Genomic DNA, 14,572 nt, shown 5'->3' with positions numbered 1-14,572 from the left:
CAAAGTTTTCTATTGTGGCCACGCACTATTGATATACCAACCACCTGGAGCAGCCGAATTAGGAACAAATCTAATGTACACCTCTGTAGGAGTGACATACTGCGTCATTGGGTTAGCTGAGTTAGGAGGTACAGGCATTTTAGGATCACCAGGGTATAAAGGTCGATTTCCAGTTCCCATTGGATGAGCATAAGACGGCATCGCTGTTGCTAGATACTTGGTATTGGGAGGAGGATCAGTCTTCACTAGTGCTGTTCCTCTGGAGGATAAGCGATGTAAAAGCTGTAATGTTTGACCTGTAATAATCTGCATTCTAACAGCATCCCAGTTTGAATTAATTTGCGCTATTAGTGCTTGTCTAACCGATATGTCAGCATCACCAAGAGAGGTAAAAGCGCCAGCCTTGCCAGGACAGGAAGCAGGTTGATGACGACAAACCCTCATTGCTAATTTCTCTACATCGGACACGATACCCATGCCGAAGACATGTCTTTCGGTAGTATGTCCGCCTAGCCCAAGACCATCTTCTACGCTTACACTGTTGAATGGTCGTGGTGACTGACCTCGATCGTGAGAAAGTATTGCAGTAACCATAGCAGAATTACTGAGCTTACTGATTAATGTCTGCTCAGCAAGCTGTATTCTTCTTGGCTTCTGAGCCGCTGATTCTCCAATAAGATTTGTATTACTAGAACAATCCTTCCATAATTGCGTGATTGTTCTAGAGTTAGGATCTTCTCCGGTTGGATACAAACCTGGCACACTTAGGGGATGCGGAGGTCCTGACAAACCAGGATTAATTTTGACGGTTACATGATACTTATTTTTGTCAGCCTTCAGTAGTTCAATTGAAGTTAATTTATATCTTTTTTGAATATCCGGTAATTTCGCTCTAACACTATCAGGTGTAGCATCTACTTTCTCCATTATCTTATCGGAATCTCTCAAGGCTTTCTTGAGATCAGCTTCCTTCTCTATGATGGTTCGCTTATCCGACCCTGGTTTAGACTCACCCTTATTTGTATGCCCCCCAAACCTTTTACCAACATCCTGAAGTTTCTTTTTGCCATGCTCTTTCAGGTCTTGCACCTTAGCTTTACCTCTTTCTTTCAGATCTTTAACTTTGTTCACACCTCGATCTTTCAAATCCTTCGCCTTAGCCGCACCCGCTTTAAACTTTTTCCCAAGTTTAGAACTACCTAACTTCTTCGCAAAAGCGATCGCCTTACTCATTACCCAGTCGATCGCCTTATCCACCAACCCACGAGCTTTCTCAATCAGTCCGCGAATCTTGCCGCTGATGCCGCTTAAACCGATTAAGCTTGCCAGGAAGCTGATGACAACGGGTAGGGCTTTTGACAGTGCGCCTTCTACTAACTTGGCGGCAATGCCGATTGCTCCATCAGCGATCGCCCCCACCGAATCCAGCACCGCATTCACCAGCTCCGCAATCTGGCTGCCCCGCTCCACAAAGAACATGATCACATCGATGATCAGCTTGCAGGCACGAACAAAGGCAGAGGCAGGGTTCAGTAAACTCAGTACCCAGGTTACTCCAGCATTGATGATGGTATCCACAACGAAACTTTGAATTCCACCAATCACCATCTCCTTCAGATTGGCGAGTTTATCCTGAATAAATTTCCACAGTCCTGCTGCACCCTCATTCTTCCAAAGGATAAACATATCAAAGCCCTTCTCCAGGGCACTAACCTTCTTCTCCCCCACCTTACCAGCAACCCGATTTCGCATCGCCTGATAAGTCAGTCCCAACAGGCTTGTCACCATTGCAAAGATGCCCTTGAGGTCAAAGCTCTTGGGAATTTCAATGCCCGTGCTGGCAATTTGTCCGGTGAGCCACCCAATCAAGCCTTTCTTTAAGTGGTTAGTAATATTCCCCATGAAGCCCATAAAGCCTTGCTTGATTCCGGCAACCAAATTACCCAAGAAACCGATCGGGTCTTTGATAATTTTCTCAACGGCTCCAGATGCTTTTGCCAACATGCCCATCAGCATGTTTTTCAACTCCAGAATCGTCTGGATTACGCCACCCATCGCCTCCTTCGCCTTATTGACCCAGCCCTGATTCTCTGCCTTCCGTTTCTCAATATCAGCATCCAGGGCTTGTAGATTCTCGTTGTACTTCTGTGCTAGAGAATCAATCAATTCATTCTGTTTGTTATCAACATTTTGTTCCAGTTGATCGAACTTACTCTGAATATTCTGTGCTGCTTCCTGTCCCAACTGTCGCAGCGATGGGTTTAAACTGGCAACGTATTTTTGAATTTCTTGCTTGCCATTGGTAATTTCAGTCTTCGCTGCATTCAACTTAGTCACAACCAAACTGGCAACACGATCGATAGTTGCAGTCATGCTATCAATATACTTTCGTCGTCCAATCTGGTAAAACCTATTCACCTCATCTGGCAACGGCAGAAATAAGTCTCTCACCCATAAGAGCGCTCCATCAGGACCACCGTAGCGCTTATCTTTGTAGCGCTTCATCTCCTGATCAACGTAGGTATCAAACTGGCTCTTAGCAGCAGAAGCACCCCGATCGAATTCTTGATTGACCTCTCTATCCAATGAACTCAGCAGTAATTCAACCTTCTGCTTCGTGTTGTTGTAAATTCCCTCAATTCGTCCAGCAATTTCCGATCGTTTCTGCTCATCGTGCCCTTTAGTCGTTCCCTGCTGTCCTGTCACTTGAGCCAGAACTTGTGCATTCTGCGCCTGCATCCCCTGTAACGGAGCCTGAGCAGACGCTTGAGCCTGGGTTTGGGCTTGGGCGAGGGTTGCTTGCTCCTGTTGTCGATACTCGGCTGGTGCAGTTGCTGCATTTGCTTGAGCCTCTTTCTTTGAACCTAGAGCAGCTTTAAATTCTGGCTCATTAGATTTTTCCAGTTGCTCGTCAGTAACTTTGGCATCGGTCATTTGCCGATCGAGCGATCGGCTACCCTCCTGCATTGATACCTCAGATGCATCTTTAGGCTTCGGGGTTGCCTGACTTGCACCAATATCTCCGGGAGGCTTAGCTGGAGTTGGTGGAGGTAAGGGAGTAACAGGTTTTTCGGGAATTCCGCCTGTTTTGGGTGCTTCTTTGGTTTTCTCTTCGATCGGTTCCGCTGCTTGCTTCTTCTCATTCCCGACCTGAGAGGACAAATCGCTCTTAACCGCACCTAGCTTATTACCATCCTTAAACTTATCCGCCTCATCCAGATTCTTAGGTGTCGCTGCATTAATTTTTTCCATCAAAGCAGCTTTAAACGCTGCCGTGTTGAACTGTCCAGGCTGCTGTTGGTTCATCTCCTGAACCTGACGATCCTGTGCTTTACTCTGCTTCTCGTTTGAGGGCGGTACGGCCGCTGCTTGTGCTTCTGTAGCCTTCGCTTTTGCAGGTGGCTGTTTCTTTTGCTCCTTTGCTACAGTCTCCGTTCGCTTCACCACTGCCTGAAATCCTGGATCAGCTTGGGGTGATCTCGGAGCTTGTTTACCCTGGATAGTGGCACCTTCAGGAGCCGCACTGATCTTAGTCTGGAGTATGTCCTTAGAAGATTTCAGAGCAGTAGTAGACCTACGCTGTAAGGTTTTAGCACCTGTCTGCTGCACCACATGAGTTAACTCGTGTGCTGTCAACTCATTTTTTCCTGGTGACTTTTCTGCACCGAAATAAATGTTGCTACCGTGCGTAAACGCCTGCGCTCTCAAATCTTTGTTCATTTGGATAGCAGATGGATCGGTATGCACTCGCACATGGCTAAAGTCAGTGCCAAAACGAGGCTCCATGTGCGATCGCACCTCATCACTTAGAGGACTGCCGCCACCTCTGGAACTGGCAAGACGGCTCTCTAAATTAGGCTGAGCGATCGCACTACCGTCTGCTTTTGCCTGAACGTCTTCTGTTTCCTCCTCAGACTGCCGCTGCACCAAAGGCGTAATTGTTTGCGCCAGCGGTTTCATCTGAATTTCTTCGCCTTCCTCCTCTGGGCTGTCTTCTGTCTGGCGTTGAACAGGTTCCGCTTCAGAATCTGGCATTGCCATCACTTGAGCCGCAACGTGATCAGCTTCTTGTTCATAGCGATCGCCTGGTGCTCCGACTTTTAGTTTGGTTTGTACAAGTTCTGCGTCTGCGTCTTCCTGCGGTGGTTCTGCTTCTTGGCGTTGAAGTGTTCCTGTAGGTGTTGGAACTGTGTGTAAAGGCTGCCTGACCTGCCATCTGGGTTGAATGGCTGGGGGGCGATCGACATCGAGTTTAACTCGGTTCCAGTCCGGTTTAATGGGTTTAGGATGATCCTGCTTTGCCTGAAGTTCCGATGTTTCCTCATCCTGAGCAGGTGTATTATCGTAAAGCGGATCACCGAATGGACGATGGGAAAATAGATCTGAAGTGGACGCGGGTGAAGGCGACCATGTGGACTTTTTGCTGGTATTCGCTCGTTCACCCATTGCTTGGTTCTCCCGGTTAATACTTATGAATTTGGAATCACCTCATCAACTCCTAATCAACCACCAATCACTACCGTTGGATATCCTTGCGTAATTGCATTGGGCGCATGAAGTCCTTCAAAGATTGTGTCGCCTGCTCGACAAGCGGGTAAACCGTTGATCAATACAGTATTGCTGCCTGTTACCACAACTCCTGGCGCAGGCGTGGGCAATAAGGAAGCACAAGCGTGAGTTGAAACACCACTGGTTGCTAAGGCTGCGATTGCGTTTGTAACTCTCGCAGTCTGTTCTATTTTTGTTCTCCCTTCATTAAACTTTGCGTCAGGTTCAGCAAGGGTTCCTTTTACTGCTTGGGTTGCTAGTTCTGCTTTGTAAATCTCTTCTTGTGCATCTTTTACAGTGTTCATCAAAGCTGCCAGTGCTGCTTTGGGAACACCTAACCAGGCAGGTTGATTACCAATGAAAACACTGGGGCTACAGGGTCCGCCCGTTAAAACTGGTGGTAAGGGGTGCGCTACTGCATCCCCAAGTCGTGCTGCAAATTGATTCATTGGTTTACTCCTGTTTAATTCAGCCTGATAAAAGCACCTTTAATCGTAATTTCTCCGGTTGCGCTGATGTCGATATTGCCTTTTGCCTCAATTTTGAGATTTCCTGTTGAGCTAACGGTAACGCTGCCATCACTGTCGTTGAGATGAAGTTTGTGCCCTCCATTTGTTTCAACGTAAACTCCTTTTTGGCGATCGCCATTATCTTCTTCTACAAATTGAATTTGATGCCCTGTGCGAGTTTTAAATGTTCGCAAACGAACTTTGCCATTTTGGACACTGTGTTTTACCTCAGTAGGCGGCGCATCTTTACCGTTCCAAACCCCGCCAATAATGTAAGGACGATGGATATCTCCATGCTCAAATCCAACCAGGACTTCATCGTTGATTTCGGGTAAGCAATCAAATCCTCGGCGATCGCCTGCCCCAATGCTAACGACTCGTGCCCAATTGCTGGTGTGATCTTCCGTTAACGTTGGCAACTTTACCTTGACTCGTCCCCATCCTTCTGGGTCTTCGTTATCGGTTACAATGCCAACTAGGAGGGTTTCTCCGGGCGATCGCCTGGTTTGAGCCGAGAGTGCGGTGAGCAAATCTCCTTCCCTCAACCCACGCACACTAAATTCGGTACTGTAAGCCCGTTCTTGATAAGAGTGGCGAGTTTCCGTGATGTAATACTTGCCGTCATACTGCCCCATACCCTCAAGCTTGACGACACGTCCGACTCGAATTTGTGGATCTCCTTCAGCTTTTGCATCTGCCTGAACAAATTGTCCCTGTAGCTCATCACATAACGCTTGAGCCATGATGTCTGCCTCTTTAGGATTGAAGAAGGGGCGATCGACCACAACCAAAGTCGGTTTTTCGGGTTTACCGTTAAACTTGGTGCTGGTTTCGCTGCCTTTACCATTGTCTGTAGTTGTAATAATTTTTGCGGTTTCGGCAGTTGAGATAATGGGTTGCTTCTGGCTGTAGTCCCACGCTCTTACTTCCACTGATTTGACCTGCTCCGCAGTTGTCATGCGGACTCGAAAACTTCGTAAATTCTGTAGCCATTTCAGGCTTAATTCCTGTCCATCTGCTTTGGATTTGCGAAAGTTTAATTTGCCATTCTGCACAAATAGCTCAAATCCAGTTCGAGCAGCACGCTCTCGCAGAAATTCCATGTTAGTCTGGTTTTCCTGAAACACATAGTCATGCGGAGAACCACTGCTGTCAATCGCATTCGTTTTAATACCAACTTCTGCGGCAATCTTTTTGACAATATCGCTATCGGTCATATTCTGAAAAGAACGGTTATGCCGCCCACGATGCAGACGGTGGGAGACATCATAACCCCGCACAATAACTGGAGCCTGCGACCCTTCACTGAAATAGGTTTCGATCGCCGTAATTTCCCCTTCTAAAACGGTTCCTGGCTTCTCTTCGGAGGGGCTTTGCGATTCAGTGATACTAGAGCTGAAACCGAGCTTGAGTGTTTTACCAATTTGCAGCAAGTCTTTGTATCGCCAGGGTTTGTCATGCTCCTGTCCTGGAAAGTAGTCATTTTGAATAACCAGCATAAACATTCCCGGTCGATGTAGGCTTTCTTCGACACAAACTTGCAGAATGTCATCTAATAAATTTTGCGGTGCTTTTTCCCCATCAATTTCTAATGCAGGAAGAGCGCGATAGCCGACTGCTGCCATAACAACTGAACCCTACAAACTTGCTTTAAAATTTGCCTGCCCACTAATCCGTGCCTGAAGGCTATCTTTGACGCGATCGATCCCATTTGCTAACAAGTTTTGTCCTGTTGGAGATTCATCAATCTCTTTGAGAGCAAGGCTGTCAATTACGGCCCGAACAGGTGTTCCATCTGGCAAAAACATGGTGAGCTTATACGTCAATTTTTCAATAAAACATTTTCGTAAATGCACTTGATCGCCCCAAACAAATCGATAGGTAGGTGTACGTTGATTTTGAGCATTACCCTGTCCACCACTCTGACTGTTTGGCTGCTGACTAAGAGAATTTGATAGACTATCCAATGAGCTAGAAATTTGATCCAATGGATTTGGAATATTTTGAAGCGGCACAGGTAACCCTTCTAAATTCAGCAGTGGCGCGGTGTGAGTACCAATCGGTCTGACTGCTGCTCTAAACGCTTCAAGATACTCATCTACAACATTTTTACCCTCTTCATAGGTATCAAATACAATTTTGCTAATCGTCACCTTGTACGCTTTTGTGTAAGAAAAACTTACCTTCGGCTGTTTCTTTTGCTCAGTACGCGCACCTGGATTTTCTGAAGTTTCCACAATTCCCTCAAACGTTAGTTCAGTCGGATTAAACATAAATCGAATTGGTGGAACACCTCGCTCCCAGGGAATTAAAGTTGCTTTAACCAGAGGAGTATTACTCAAAGCTAACTTGACTTGAGGAGTACCATTTAAAAGTGAAGCATTGAGTAGAGCCATATGTTTCTCCAGAAGATAAGGTTAATGAATTGAATTAGTGCAAGCGGCTTATCCGATATCCCGATCGCTCGTGTTCGATCGCCAATTTCTGTTGAATTTGACTGTAAACTTCACGAGTTAAAACTGATATGCTGCTGTCAACTGAAGGATCATGTGAAGGGGTTGGCGATCGCTCCCCAGTTTTGATTGAATTTGATTTGATTTGAGCAGATGTTTCATAAACAGAAATGATGTTGCTTGACCAAATGGGATAAGCGATTGCGAGATAACCTGAACGCTCTTGGTCAAGATCTATACAGTGTCGCATCGCGTTATAGATGTGTTGGGCTAGCATCACAAGCTGTTGATCATCAACGGTTAATTTCTGCTGATTTGCGTTGCCAACTTGTTCGTCTGATTTCGCTTGAATTCTAGAAGAGATTAAGGTGACAGAATTATCAACAGAATTATTAGTAGCGCTCTCTTCAGCTTCAGGATCATCCTCGTAGGACAAATTGCTTGAAGAATATGTGTTATCCGCTAATTCAGCTAAGCTTGACCACGAGCTAGATCGATCGTCAGCAGCATTAAACTCTTCAGCAGAGGGTTGTGGCTGAAATTCCGTTCGTTTCCGCTGCAGAGGAATAGGTTCAGCGATCGCATCCCCAGAGATTGAGGAGTCTTTGATATCAGGGTTAGAAACCTCAGTGGATTTTACTATCTCAAATGTCTCGGCTTGATAGTAAGATGTAGAGTTCTCCCCTAGCAATTCTGCCAGGCTTGACCAAGAAGTTGGAGTTTCAGAAACACTGGATGTATTCTCATCCGATGCTTTTTCAGAACGCATTATTGATAATGAGCGATCGTCATTTTGTAAAGATTCTTCTAATATGTCTGAATCTTCCATAGAACTCATAGCCTGTAGCGTAGTTTCCGCTTGTTCCTGTAGCTTGAGTTGAATTGGAGAGATAAAATTCGATATTTGAGTGAGAGGTGTTAATGATCCTAAAGGCTTGAGTGAAGATAGAACATTACTGCTTTGCTCAATTGAAGTGTCAGTTAGAGGCGATCGCTCCTCACCTAATTCTTCTGGTTCTGTTGCAGTCTTCTCTTCAGTTACCTCGACGGATTCAGATGGTAAAATTACCGGTTCATGGAGAAGAGTAGTTGAATCAGAAACTCTTTCTATAGATGGTTGAATAGAGTTTAGCTTTGAAGAATTATCTTCTGTTTCAGAAGTTATAGTATCTGATGAATTTGATGAACTAGACCATCCATCTGTTTCCGAATTGGCTGATTGTGCTTCTAATATTGACTCCGATTCAGGTACTTCCAGAACCTCTTGTTGTTCAGTAGGTTTTGTTACTAAAGATTCTACTTTTTTCTGTAATGACGCTGAAGAAACTTGTGAAGTCAGTGGTGTGGTTTCTATACTTTCTACTTTAGAAGCTGTTTTATCTGTTCTAATGGAGTTTGAAGCAAGCTTTAGAGATTTATCTATGAATGTATCTGTTGTATCTTCTGTAGAAGAAGAATAGTTATCCGCGGGTATGTTTGTTATGTCTTCTTGAGTAGATGCTGAACGACGCAAAACTATCTGAGCAGGATCTGTAGCTAACACCTCTTTTGTTTGAGGTTGTGACGGTTGCTCGATAACTTTGTCTTCTGGAATTGCGATTGCATCTGAAACAGAACTTTCTTCTGCAGTAGTTTCCGAGTATGGTTCAGCAGCAGCTTGGACTATATCAGTAGGCAAAGCGATCGCTTCTCCTACTGGTTCTACAGGTGTAGTTTGAGATGAAGTATCGGGTGAATTGTTGGAAACCCTTGTTTGTTTTGGAGAAGAAACTCTATCTGAAATAGTTGAGGATGTCTGGTTCTGTTCTAGCTGTACTGGTAAGGCTTCTGGTATAGCCTCTAAATTATTTGAACGTGTTGAAGTATGTTCGTCTTGAACTGATGCAGCAGGTTTGGTTGCTGAACTAAGCTTTTTTCCAAGTTGGTCTTCATCATTCTGGCTAGGAGATTGTACTTCAGTCGAATCTATAACGGCTTCTGATAGTAGAGGCTGTAAGGCAAGTGATTTGTTCTGAATCGGTTCTACTGGAGTTTGTTCTTCAAAGATACTTAAGTCTTCAGGAGAGTGAGTTTCTGTTGTTTCAAGTTTTTGAATTTGGCTGTCGCTCTCCTCCGAAGTTGAGTTTTTAACTTCGGGGGAAGATAAGGAAATTTCATCTAGTGCTGGCGCTTGAGCTAGCGAGATATGCCGTAATTGTCCTGAAGATTCTAAATTACTTGATTCTTCTGAAGCAGAAGTGTTTTTTGATTTTGATGAGGCTTGTTCAGAGGAGGATGAAAGTTCTTCTCGCGATTGGGCTATTGGCTGAATTCTTGCATCTGATGAGTTCGATGAGTTAGAAACAGAAGCAGTTTCCCCCAGTTCCTCAGAGGCTGTTAGCTCAAAGAACGGATCCAAAAGTGCTGTTTGTAAAAGTAGATTGAGAGGTGAAGGAGGCTGGAGCGGTTGAAAGTTTTGTCCCAACGGTTGAGCAAATTGACCAAGTGGCGGCAAAGTTCGCAGGAATTGGTTCTGTCCTAACGGTTTAAGTTGCAGGTGGTTAGTGCTAAAACCGAGCGGTGGCAATGACATGAGCTTTACTTCCTGCCTTAAAAGGCGAGCGCAAATTAAGGATTGAAGGGATTCACAGCATTGATGAGGTCACTGCCAAGACTGCTGCCTGACGAACTGCCTGAAAAATAACCCAATTTATCTCGTCCAGACGTGAGATTGATTGCACCTCCTCCAGCAGATTTTTCAATCTTCAAGCCTTCGTAAGCTAGTGACAGTTCTTCGATCGCAACTGTAGTGGAATGTGCCTGTAAAGAGGGGGCTTTCCAGCTAATAGGAACGGCTCCAATTAGAGTCCAGCACTGCATAGTCTCTCCTGCCTGACTGAATAGCAGAATGTTAATGTTGCGCCGCTGTTTTGGAACTCCGCCTAAGATCTGGCTTGCCCAAGTCCAGAAGACCAAATCATCGGTAATGCCACGTTTTAGCGTAATGTCTGTAAACTCAGATTGCCCTAGTAAAATGCGCTGCTGGTTGTTGACACCACCTTCAAAGATTGCTTCCCGCTTAACTTTAACGCCTACTCCAGAACATTCGCTGAAGGATGCTGTAATTGCGCTTTCTATTTCCACATAAAAGCGGTTAGCTGTGACATAGTTGAGTTCATAGCTAGCAGAACTATTGCTTGAATTTGCCATTAAAATAATCTCCTAGAAGAAGGACAGCGATCGCGTTGATTGCGTAAATCTTGCAGCATAATTTCATAAACGCGATCGCTCAACTTTTGCAGCAATACTGGATCGCGTAATACCTGTTTTGCTAGTTTTGAAAACTCTTCAGAATCTTGCATTAGCGTTGATTAAGGTTGGGTACAGGGTTGTAAAGGAACTAAGCCTGCTTCACTTAGCAAACACTGTCCTTCATCCGTTTTGAGTAACTTGATAAAGTTTTCTGCACCAGTAGAAGATTCTTGTCGATACACAACAACAAGTTTGAAAGCTAATGGATAGTATCCTAATGCAAATGCCTCAATATTGGGATGATATCTTCCCTTACTGCACAAATCTGTTGTAGGTTGAATAGGTTGATTTTTGTCTTGAATGAGTGCTTGAACTTTCTGGCGTTCTCCTATTGCTAAAGGATAAACAGCACACTGTCCTGATAAACTACTAAACAGCCCAAAGCCAATTCCCAATTCCTGTTTTTCATCTTGTGTTCCCTTTAAGATTGCTCCAAAAATACTTGCTGTTCTTTCATGATTAGTAAAGTTCTCGTTATGGAATTCATCATGTTGCTGCTGTCGGACAACTTCAGGTGACTCCTGAAGTTGTCCGCCCTTAAGGACAATTTGTTGAAATAGTTTTATTGCTTGATTCTGATCCGCAAATGGGACGTAGGGTTCGACTTGCCAAGTTTCTAAACTATCAGGCGGATGCCAGTTTCTATCTACATAGATTTCGCGCAGTTCGTCAAAGGATAAGTCTCCGTCGAGTTGGCTTGAAATGTTTTGTCCTTGTGCAGGATCATTAAAGGCAACAAATACGGCGACCCCATCATAAGCAACAGGCTCCAGCGCTAAATCAGCAGGAATTTTTTCAATAGTTGTTGTCAGAATAAAATCTACATCTCCTGCTTGTAGTTGTGCGATCGCTCCTTCATGAGAACTGACTGATGATTTAAAAATATTGAGTTTAGGAGGATTAGATCCAGCCTGTCGTACTGCTATCTGCTCAATCAGCTCCTCTCCCTCTGCAACCAATCCAGTTTGGTCGAGGACATTGCTCCAACTACTGCCCTGAACATAAACATAGTTCATCGGTTCATCTGAAACCTGGACATCACTCAGTTTAGATATGGTCATTTCTTCAATAGTTGAGCGACCGATCCCAAACAACCACATCCCCCCCGATGAGATCATTCCAAATAGAATTCCCAACAACAGTGCTGTAAGCGGCTGTCGAATAACGAACTCTGAGTCATCCTCTTCGACTTCCTCGTCTGCTTCAGCGATCGCGAGTGCAGAGTCAGCAGACAGCAATTTAGGTGCTTTCAGTAGCGCTTCACGAGCAGCGGCGGCACTGGTAAAAATGGGTCGCGATAGACCAACAAGCTGATAGATAAATTGCTTCAGCGATCGATCGCTAACAGCGTCCCAAGGCTGTTTAAGCTCAGGAGGCAGCAACCGGGAATCCAACGATTGTCCTGAGTTAGGAGCGATCGCTGTACCAGTCAAAAGGCTAAAACCAATGTAACCTAACGCTTTTAGGTCTTCAACAATAGAAGCACGAGATGGCGATTGAGTTTCAGATTGAAATAAGTCTTCCCAAGTTTCCAAAATGATGTAGATGAAGAACTGGGGATCACTCACGCCAACTGGAGAGTCTTGAAGTGCAAACAGCACGTTATCCAGCTTGAGATTGCCATACGGTTGCTTAACCTCGCCTGTGGCAAACCGCACCTTTTGGCTGTGAAGAAACAAGAGTGTCTGTAATACTTGCTTGAATAGTTGCCGCACAAAATTAGCAGGCATTGCTCCCACATGCTCTAAGTAGCCTTCGAGCGTGGTGCTATTGGCGATCGCCTCAGTCACAACATAGCAGCGATAGTCTTGGGATGATATATCAGTATCTAACGGTGTAATAACGCGAAACTCTGGTTTGTTGTTGCTGCTAAAGCTGATTTTTGTTAATTGCTCAAATTTAACTTTGCGTTGTTTAAGCTCTGTCGAGTCAAGGCGTTCTGAAAGAAAATATTCTTTAATCAAAACGGGTTGACCATCCGGCATTTGCATACCTTCATACAGGCGCATCCAGTCTTCTTCCTTCAGGAGCTGTCCGAGCTGGTATCGTCCCCGACGACCCATGATCCCGTTGACTGGACGAGGAGGTGATTGCAAAAGGGACGAAGTAGGTTCGACTGCAATCGCAGTGGCAGTATTTGAACTAGCTTCAGGTACGATCGCTTCTGGCGATTGGAAGAACCAATTGGGCTTAGGTGGTGTGGAACGAGTCGGGATTCTATCAGGCACCCTAATCTGCTCCAGTTTCTCTTGTCCAAAGCGTCTAGCTGTTTGTCTAGCAACCTCTTCAGGATGACGAAAAAGAGTCAGCCATTCTCTTGTCCGACTCCTGACAACATTAATCAATTCTGTGAGTTGCACTGCTACCTCATCCGGGGCTAATCGTTCCTTGCAGTTCTTCTGATTTCAAGCCAGACTGCAAATTTTGAGCTGTTGTATTATCTGATTCATCTTCTAACTCATTAATTTGTAAGTAGAAGCGATGGAGATAGTTTAAGTCACAGGCAAATAAACCTTCAATAATCGTGGGCGTGATTTCCTCTAACGCCCCCAAACAGGTGATGACGCGAGCTAGAACAATCACTGTTGAATACGCTGGATTTGCTTTAACACGTGGATCGCGAAGGGGCACGATTTCATCGATCGCCTTTGCTAGTCGCATCATGCCCCGACGATGTAAATTGCCGTGAGCATCGAGGTAGCCCTTGGGAAGGGTAAACTCAAATTCGGTTTGCAGCATGAGTTACTGTTGTCGGCTAAAGAGTTCGATCGCTAATTCCATTTCTTCAACTTCGATGTCATTACTGCTGGCGTTGAAGTCGGATACAACATAGCTAATAGGCCATGCGCTTCTAAACTGAAATATTGCCTGTGGGTGTTCTCCCTGGTCGTAGATCGTCAGCGACCCGTCTCGCAGTTGGTTTGCCCAATCTCCCCGCTGCACTGCTTCAAACCATCGCCAAAGAGTGGGCGATCGCGTCATTCCTCGACGTAGCGTCACATTGTTAGTTTTGACATTGCCTGGAACTTTGGTGCGAACAACCTGACCTGATTTTGCTTTCCCCCATTGCTGGGGTGTCACTTCACAAATTTCTACAACATCCTGAGTGCGCTTAAAGCCTTTACACTCCATGAAGTAAGCATCCACCGGGTCTTGACTGCCGTCCAATTTCAGTTCGATATAAAAACGACACGTTGTGAGGATTTCTGGAAAATTCTCAATCAGATTTGGCATGAGTCAGATTTGGAATTAGATAGGCATCAGATAGAACTAGAGTTACTTCTCTCGCACGATTCCTTCGTGAACCAAGGTAATAGTTTCATTTGCCACATCGTTTGCACCCGCCTCCAGCTTTGGACCTTCATACTTAGTAGGATAAGCGTTGACTAGGTTCCAACGAGCTTTTTCGTCTCCGGCCTGGTCATAGACGGTAATAGAAGCCCCCTTGCGATTAGCTGACCAGTCAGATCTTCCGCCTGAGTTTTTGTTACAGCTATCGTACCAACCGTAAAGGTCCTTGTTGGTTGTGGCAACAACCTTAACAGTAACAGGAGAAAACTTGGTGCGGGTTGGCGCTGCCTGCCGCAAATTAACGGCTTGTTTGCCTGAACCCAGCACCTTATCGCCACCCGCTGCTGGAGTTTCTGAGGTAAGTCCAGACACTTCTAAGATCTGTTTGTCAGTAATGCCATCTGCTTCAAAATAGAACCGACAACTGACTAAAATTTCATCGTCTGCCATGATTTCATTCCTAATTCATTAAATTCACTA

General features: G+C 45.0%; 11 protein-coding genes. All 11 read right to left on the bottom strand.

Features of this window, described 5'->3' with window-relative positions; genetic code table 11:
- Positions 1–9 precede the first annotated feature (9 nt).
- The 11 genes from H6F93_RS02845 to H6F93_RS02795 are packed head-to-tail and all read right to left on the bottom strand — an operon-like array spanning position 10 to position 14,542.
- Entirely contained in the window at positions 10–4,446 is a 4,437-nt protein-coding gene (locus H6F93_RS02845) for an eCIS core domain-containing protein (protein WP_190679080.1), read from the bottom strand.
- 56 nt (positions 4,447–4,502) lie between these two features.
- Positions 4,503–4,997, bottom strand: a complete 495-nt coding sequence (locus H6F93_RS02840) for a PAAR domain-containing protein (RefSeq protein WP_190679079.1) — start codon at positions 4,995–4,997, stop codon at positions 4,503–4,505.
- 14 nt (positions 4,998–5,011) lie between these two features.
- The gene (locus tag H6F93_RS02835; RefSeq protein ID WP_190679078.1) at positions 5,012–6,682 is read right to left on the bottom strand and encodes a VgrG-related protein; all 1,671 of its coding nucleotides are present in this window, start codon (positions 6,680–6,682) and stop codon (positions 5,012–5,014) included.
- Positions 6,683–6,694: 12 nt separating this feature from the next.
- Positions 6,695–7,453, bottom strand: a complete 759-nt coding sequence (locus tag H6F93_RS02830; RefSeq protein WP_190679077.1) for a CIS tube protein — start codon at positions 7,451–7,453, stop codon at positions 6,695–6,697.
- 34 nt (positions 7,454–7,487) lie between these two features.
- On the bottom strand, positions 7,488–10,082 hold the full coding sequence (locus H6F93_RS02825; protein ID WP_190679075.1) for a hypothetical protein: 2,595 nt from the start codon (positions 10,080–10,082) through the stop codon (positions 7,488–7,490).
- Positions 10,083–10,117: 35 nt separating this feature from the next.
- Positions 10,118–10,699 (bottom strand): contractile injection system inner tube protein, encoded by a 582-nt coding sequence (locus H6F93_RS02820; RefSeq protein ID WP_190679073.1) that lies wholly within the window; start codon positions 10,697–10,699, stop codon positions 10,118–10,120.
- Positions 10,699–10,851, bottom strand: coding sequence for a hypothetical protein (locus H6F93_RS02815; RefSeq protein WP_190679070.1), 153 nt, complete (start codon positions 10,849–10,851; stop codon positions 10,699–10,701). The genes H6F93_RS02820 and H6F93_RS02815 overlap by 1 nt, the downstream gene beginning before the upstream one ends.
- Before the next feature lie 9 nt (positions 10,852–10,860).
- A complete protein-coding gene (locus H6F93_RS02810) occupies positions 10,861–13,161 on the bottom strand; it encodes a substrate-binding domain-containing protein kinase family protein (protein ID WP_190679068.1) in 2,301 nt (766 codons plus the stop codon).
- A 7-nt stretch (positions 13,162–13,168) separates the two neighbouring features.
- Positions 13,169–13,540: a hypothetical protein gene (locus tag H6F93_RS02805; RefSeq protein WP_242043281.1), complete on the bottom strand. Its 372-nt coding sequence runs from the start codon at positions 13,538–13,540 to the stop codon at positions 13,169–13,171.
- Between the two features lie 3 nt (positions 13,541–13,543).
- The gene (locus H6F93_RS02800; protein ID WP_190679066.1) at positions 13,544–14,035 is read right to left on the bottom strand and encodes a phage tail protein; all 492 of its coding nucleotides are present in this window, start codon (positions 14,033–14,035) and stop codon (positions 13,544–13,546) included.
- A gap of 42 nt (positions 14,036–14,077) precedes the next feature.
- On the bottom strand, positions 14,078–14,542 hold the full coding sequence (locus H6F93_RS02795; RefSeq protein ID WP_190679064.1) for a phage tail protein: 465 nt from the start codon (positions 14,540–14,542) through the stop codon (positions 14,078–14,080).
- Between the last annotated feature and the right edge of the window lie 30 nt (positions 14,543–14,572).

It is taken from the genome of Leptolyngbya sp. FACHB-671 (genome assembly GCF_014695745.1).
Lineage (GTDB): Bacteria > Cyanobacteriota > Cyanobacteriia > Elainellales > Elainellaceae > JAAUTN01.
This window is presented reverse-complemented; position numbering and strand designations above follow the sequence as displayed.

What these genes read in the sequence shown, in the direction of transcription:
- H6F93_RS02845 (WP_190679080.1), bottom strand. Translation starts at nt 4,446, where the DNA reads ATGGGTGAACGAGCGAATACCAGCAAAAAGTCCACATGGTCGCCTTCA.
- H6F93_RS02840 (WP_190679079.1), bottom strand. Translation starts at nt 4,997, where the DNA reads ATGAATCAATTTGCAGCACGACTTGGGGATGCAGTAGCGCACCCCTTA.
- H6F93_RS02835 (WP_190679078.1), bottom strand. Translation starts at nt 6,682, where the DNA reads ATGGCAGCAGTCGGCTATCGCGCTCTTCCTGCATTAGAAATTGATGGG.
- H6F93_RS02830 (WP_190679077.1), bottom strand. Translation starts at nt 7,453, where the DNA reads ATGGCTCTACTCAATGCTTCACTTTTAAATGGTACTCCTCAAGTCAAG.
- H6F93_RS02825 (WP_190679075.1), bottom strand. Translation starts at nt 10,082, where the DNA reads ATGTCATTGCCACCGCTCGGTTTTAGCACTAACCACCTGCAACTTAAA.
- H6F93_RS02820 (WP_190679073.1), bottom strand. Translation starts at nt 10,699, where the DNA reads ATGGCAAATTCAAGCAATAGTTCTGCTAGCTATGAACTCAACTATGTC.
- H6F93_RS02815 (WP_190679070.1), bottom strand. Translation starts at nt 10,851, where the DNA reads ATGCAAGATTCTGAAGAGTTTTCAAAACTAGCAAAACAGGTATTACGC.
- H6F93_RS02805 (WP_242043281.1), bottom strand. Translation starts at nt 13,540, where the DNA reads ATGCTGCAAACCGAATTTGAGTTTACCCTTCCCAAGGGCTACCTCGAT.
- H6F93_RS02800 (WP_190679066.1), bottom strand. Translation starts at nt 14,035, where the DNA reads ATGCCAAATCTGATTGAGAATTTTCCAGAAATCCTCACAACGTGTCGT.
- H6F93_RS02795 (WP_190679064.1), bottom strand. Translation starts at nt 14,542, where the DNA reads ATGGCAGACGATGAAATTTTAGTCAGTTGTCGGTTCTATTTTGAAGCA.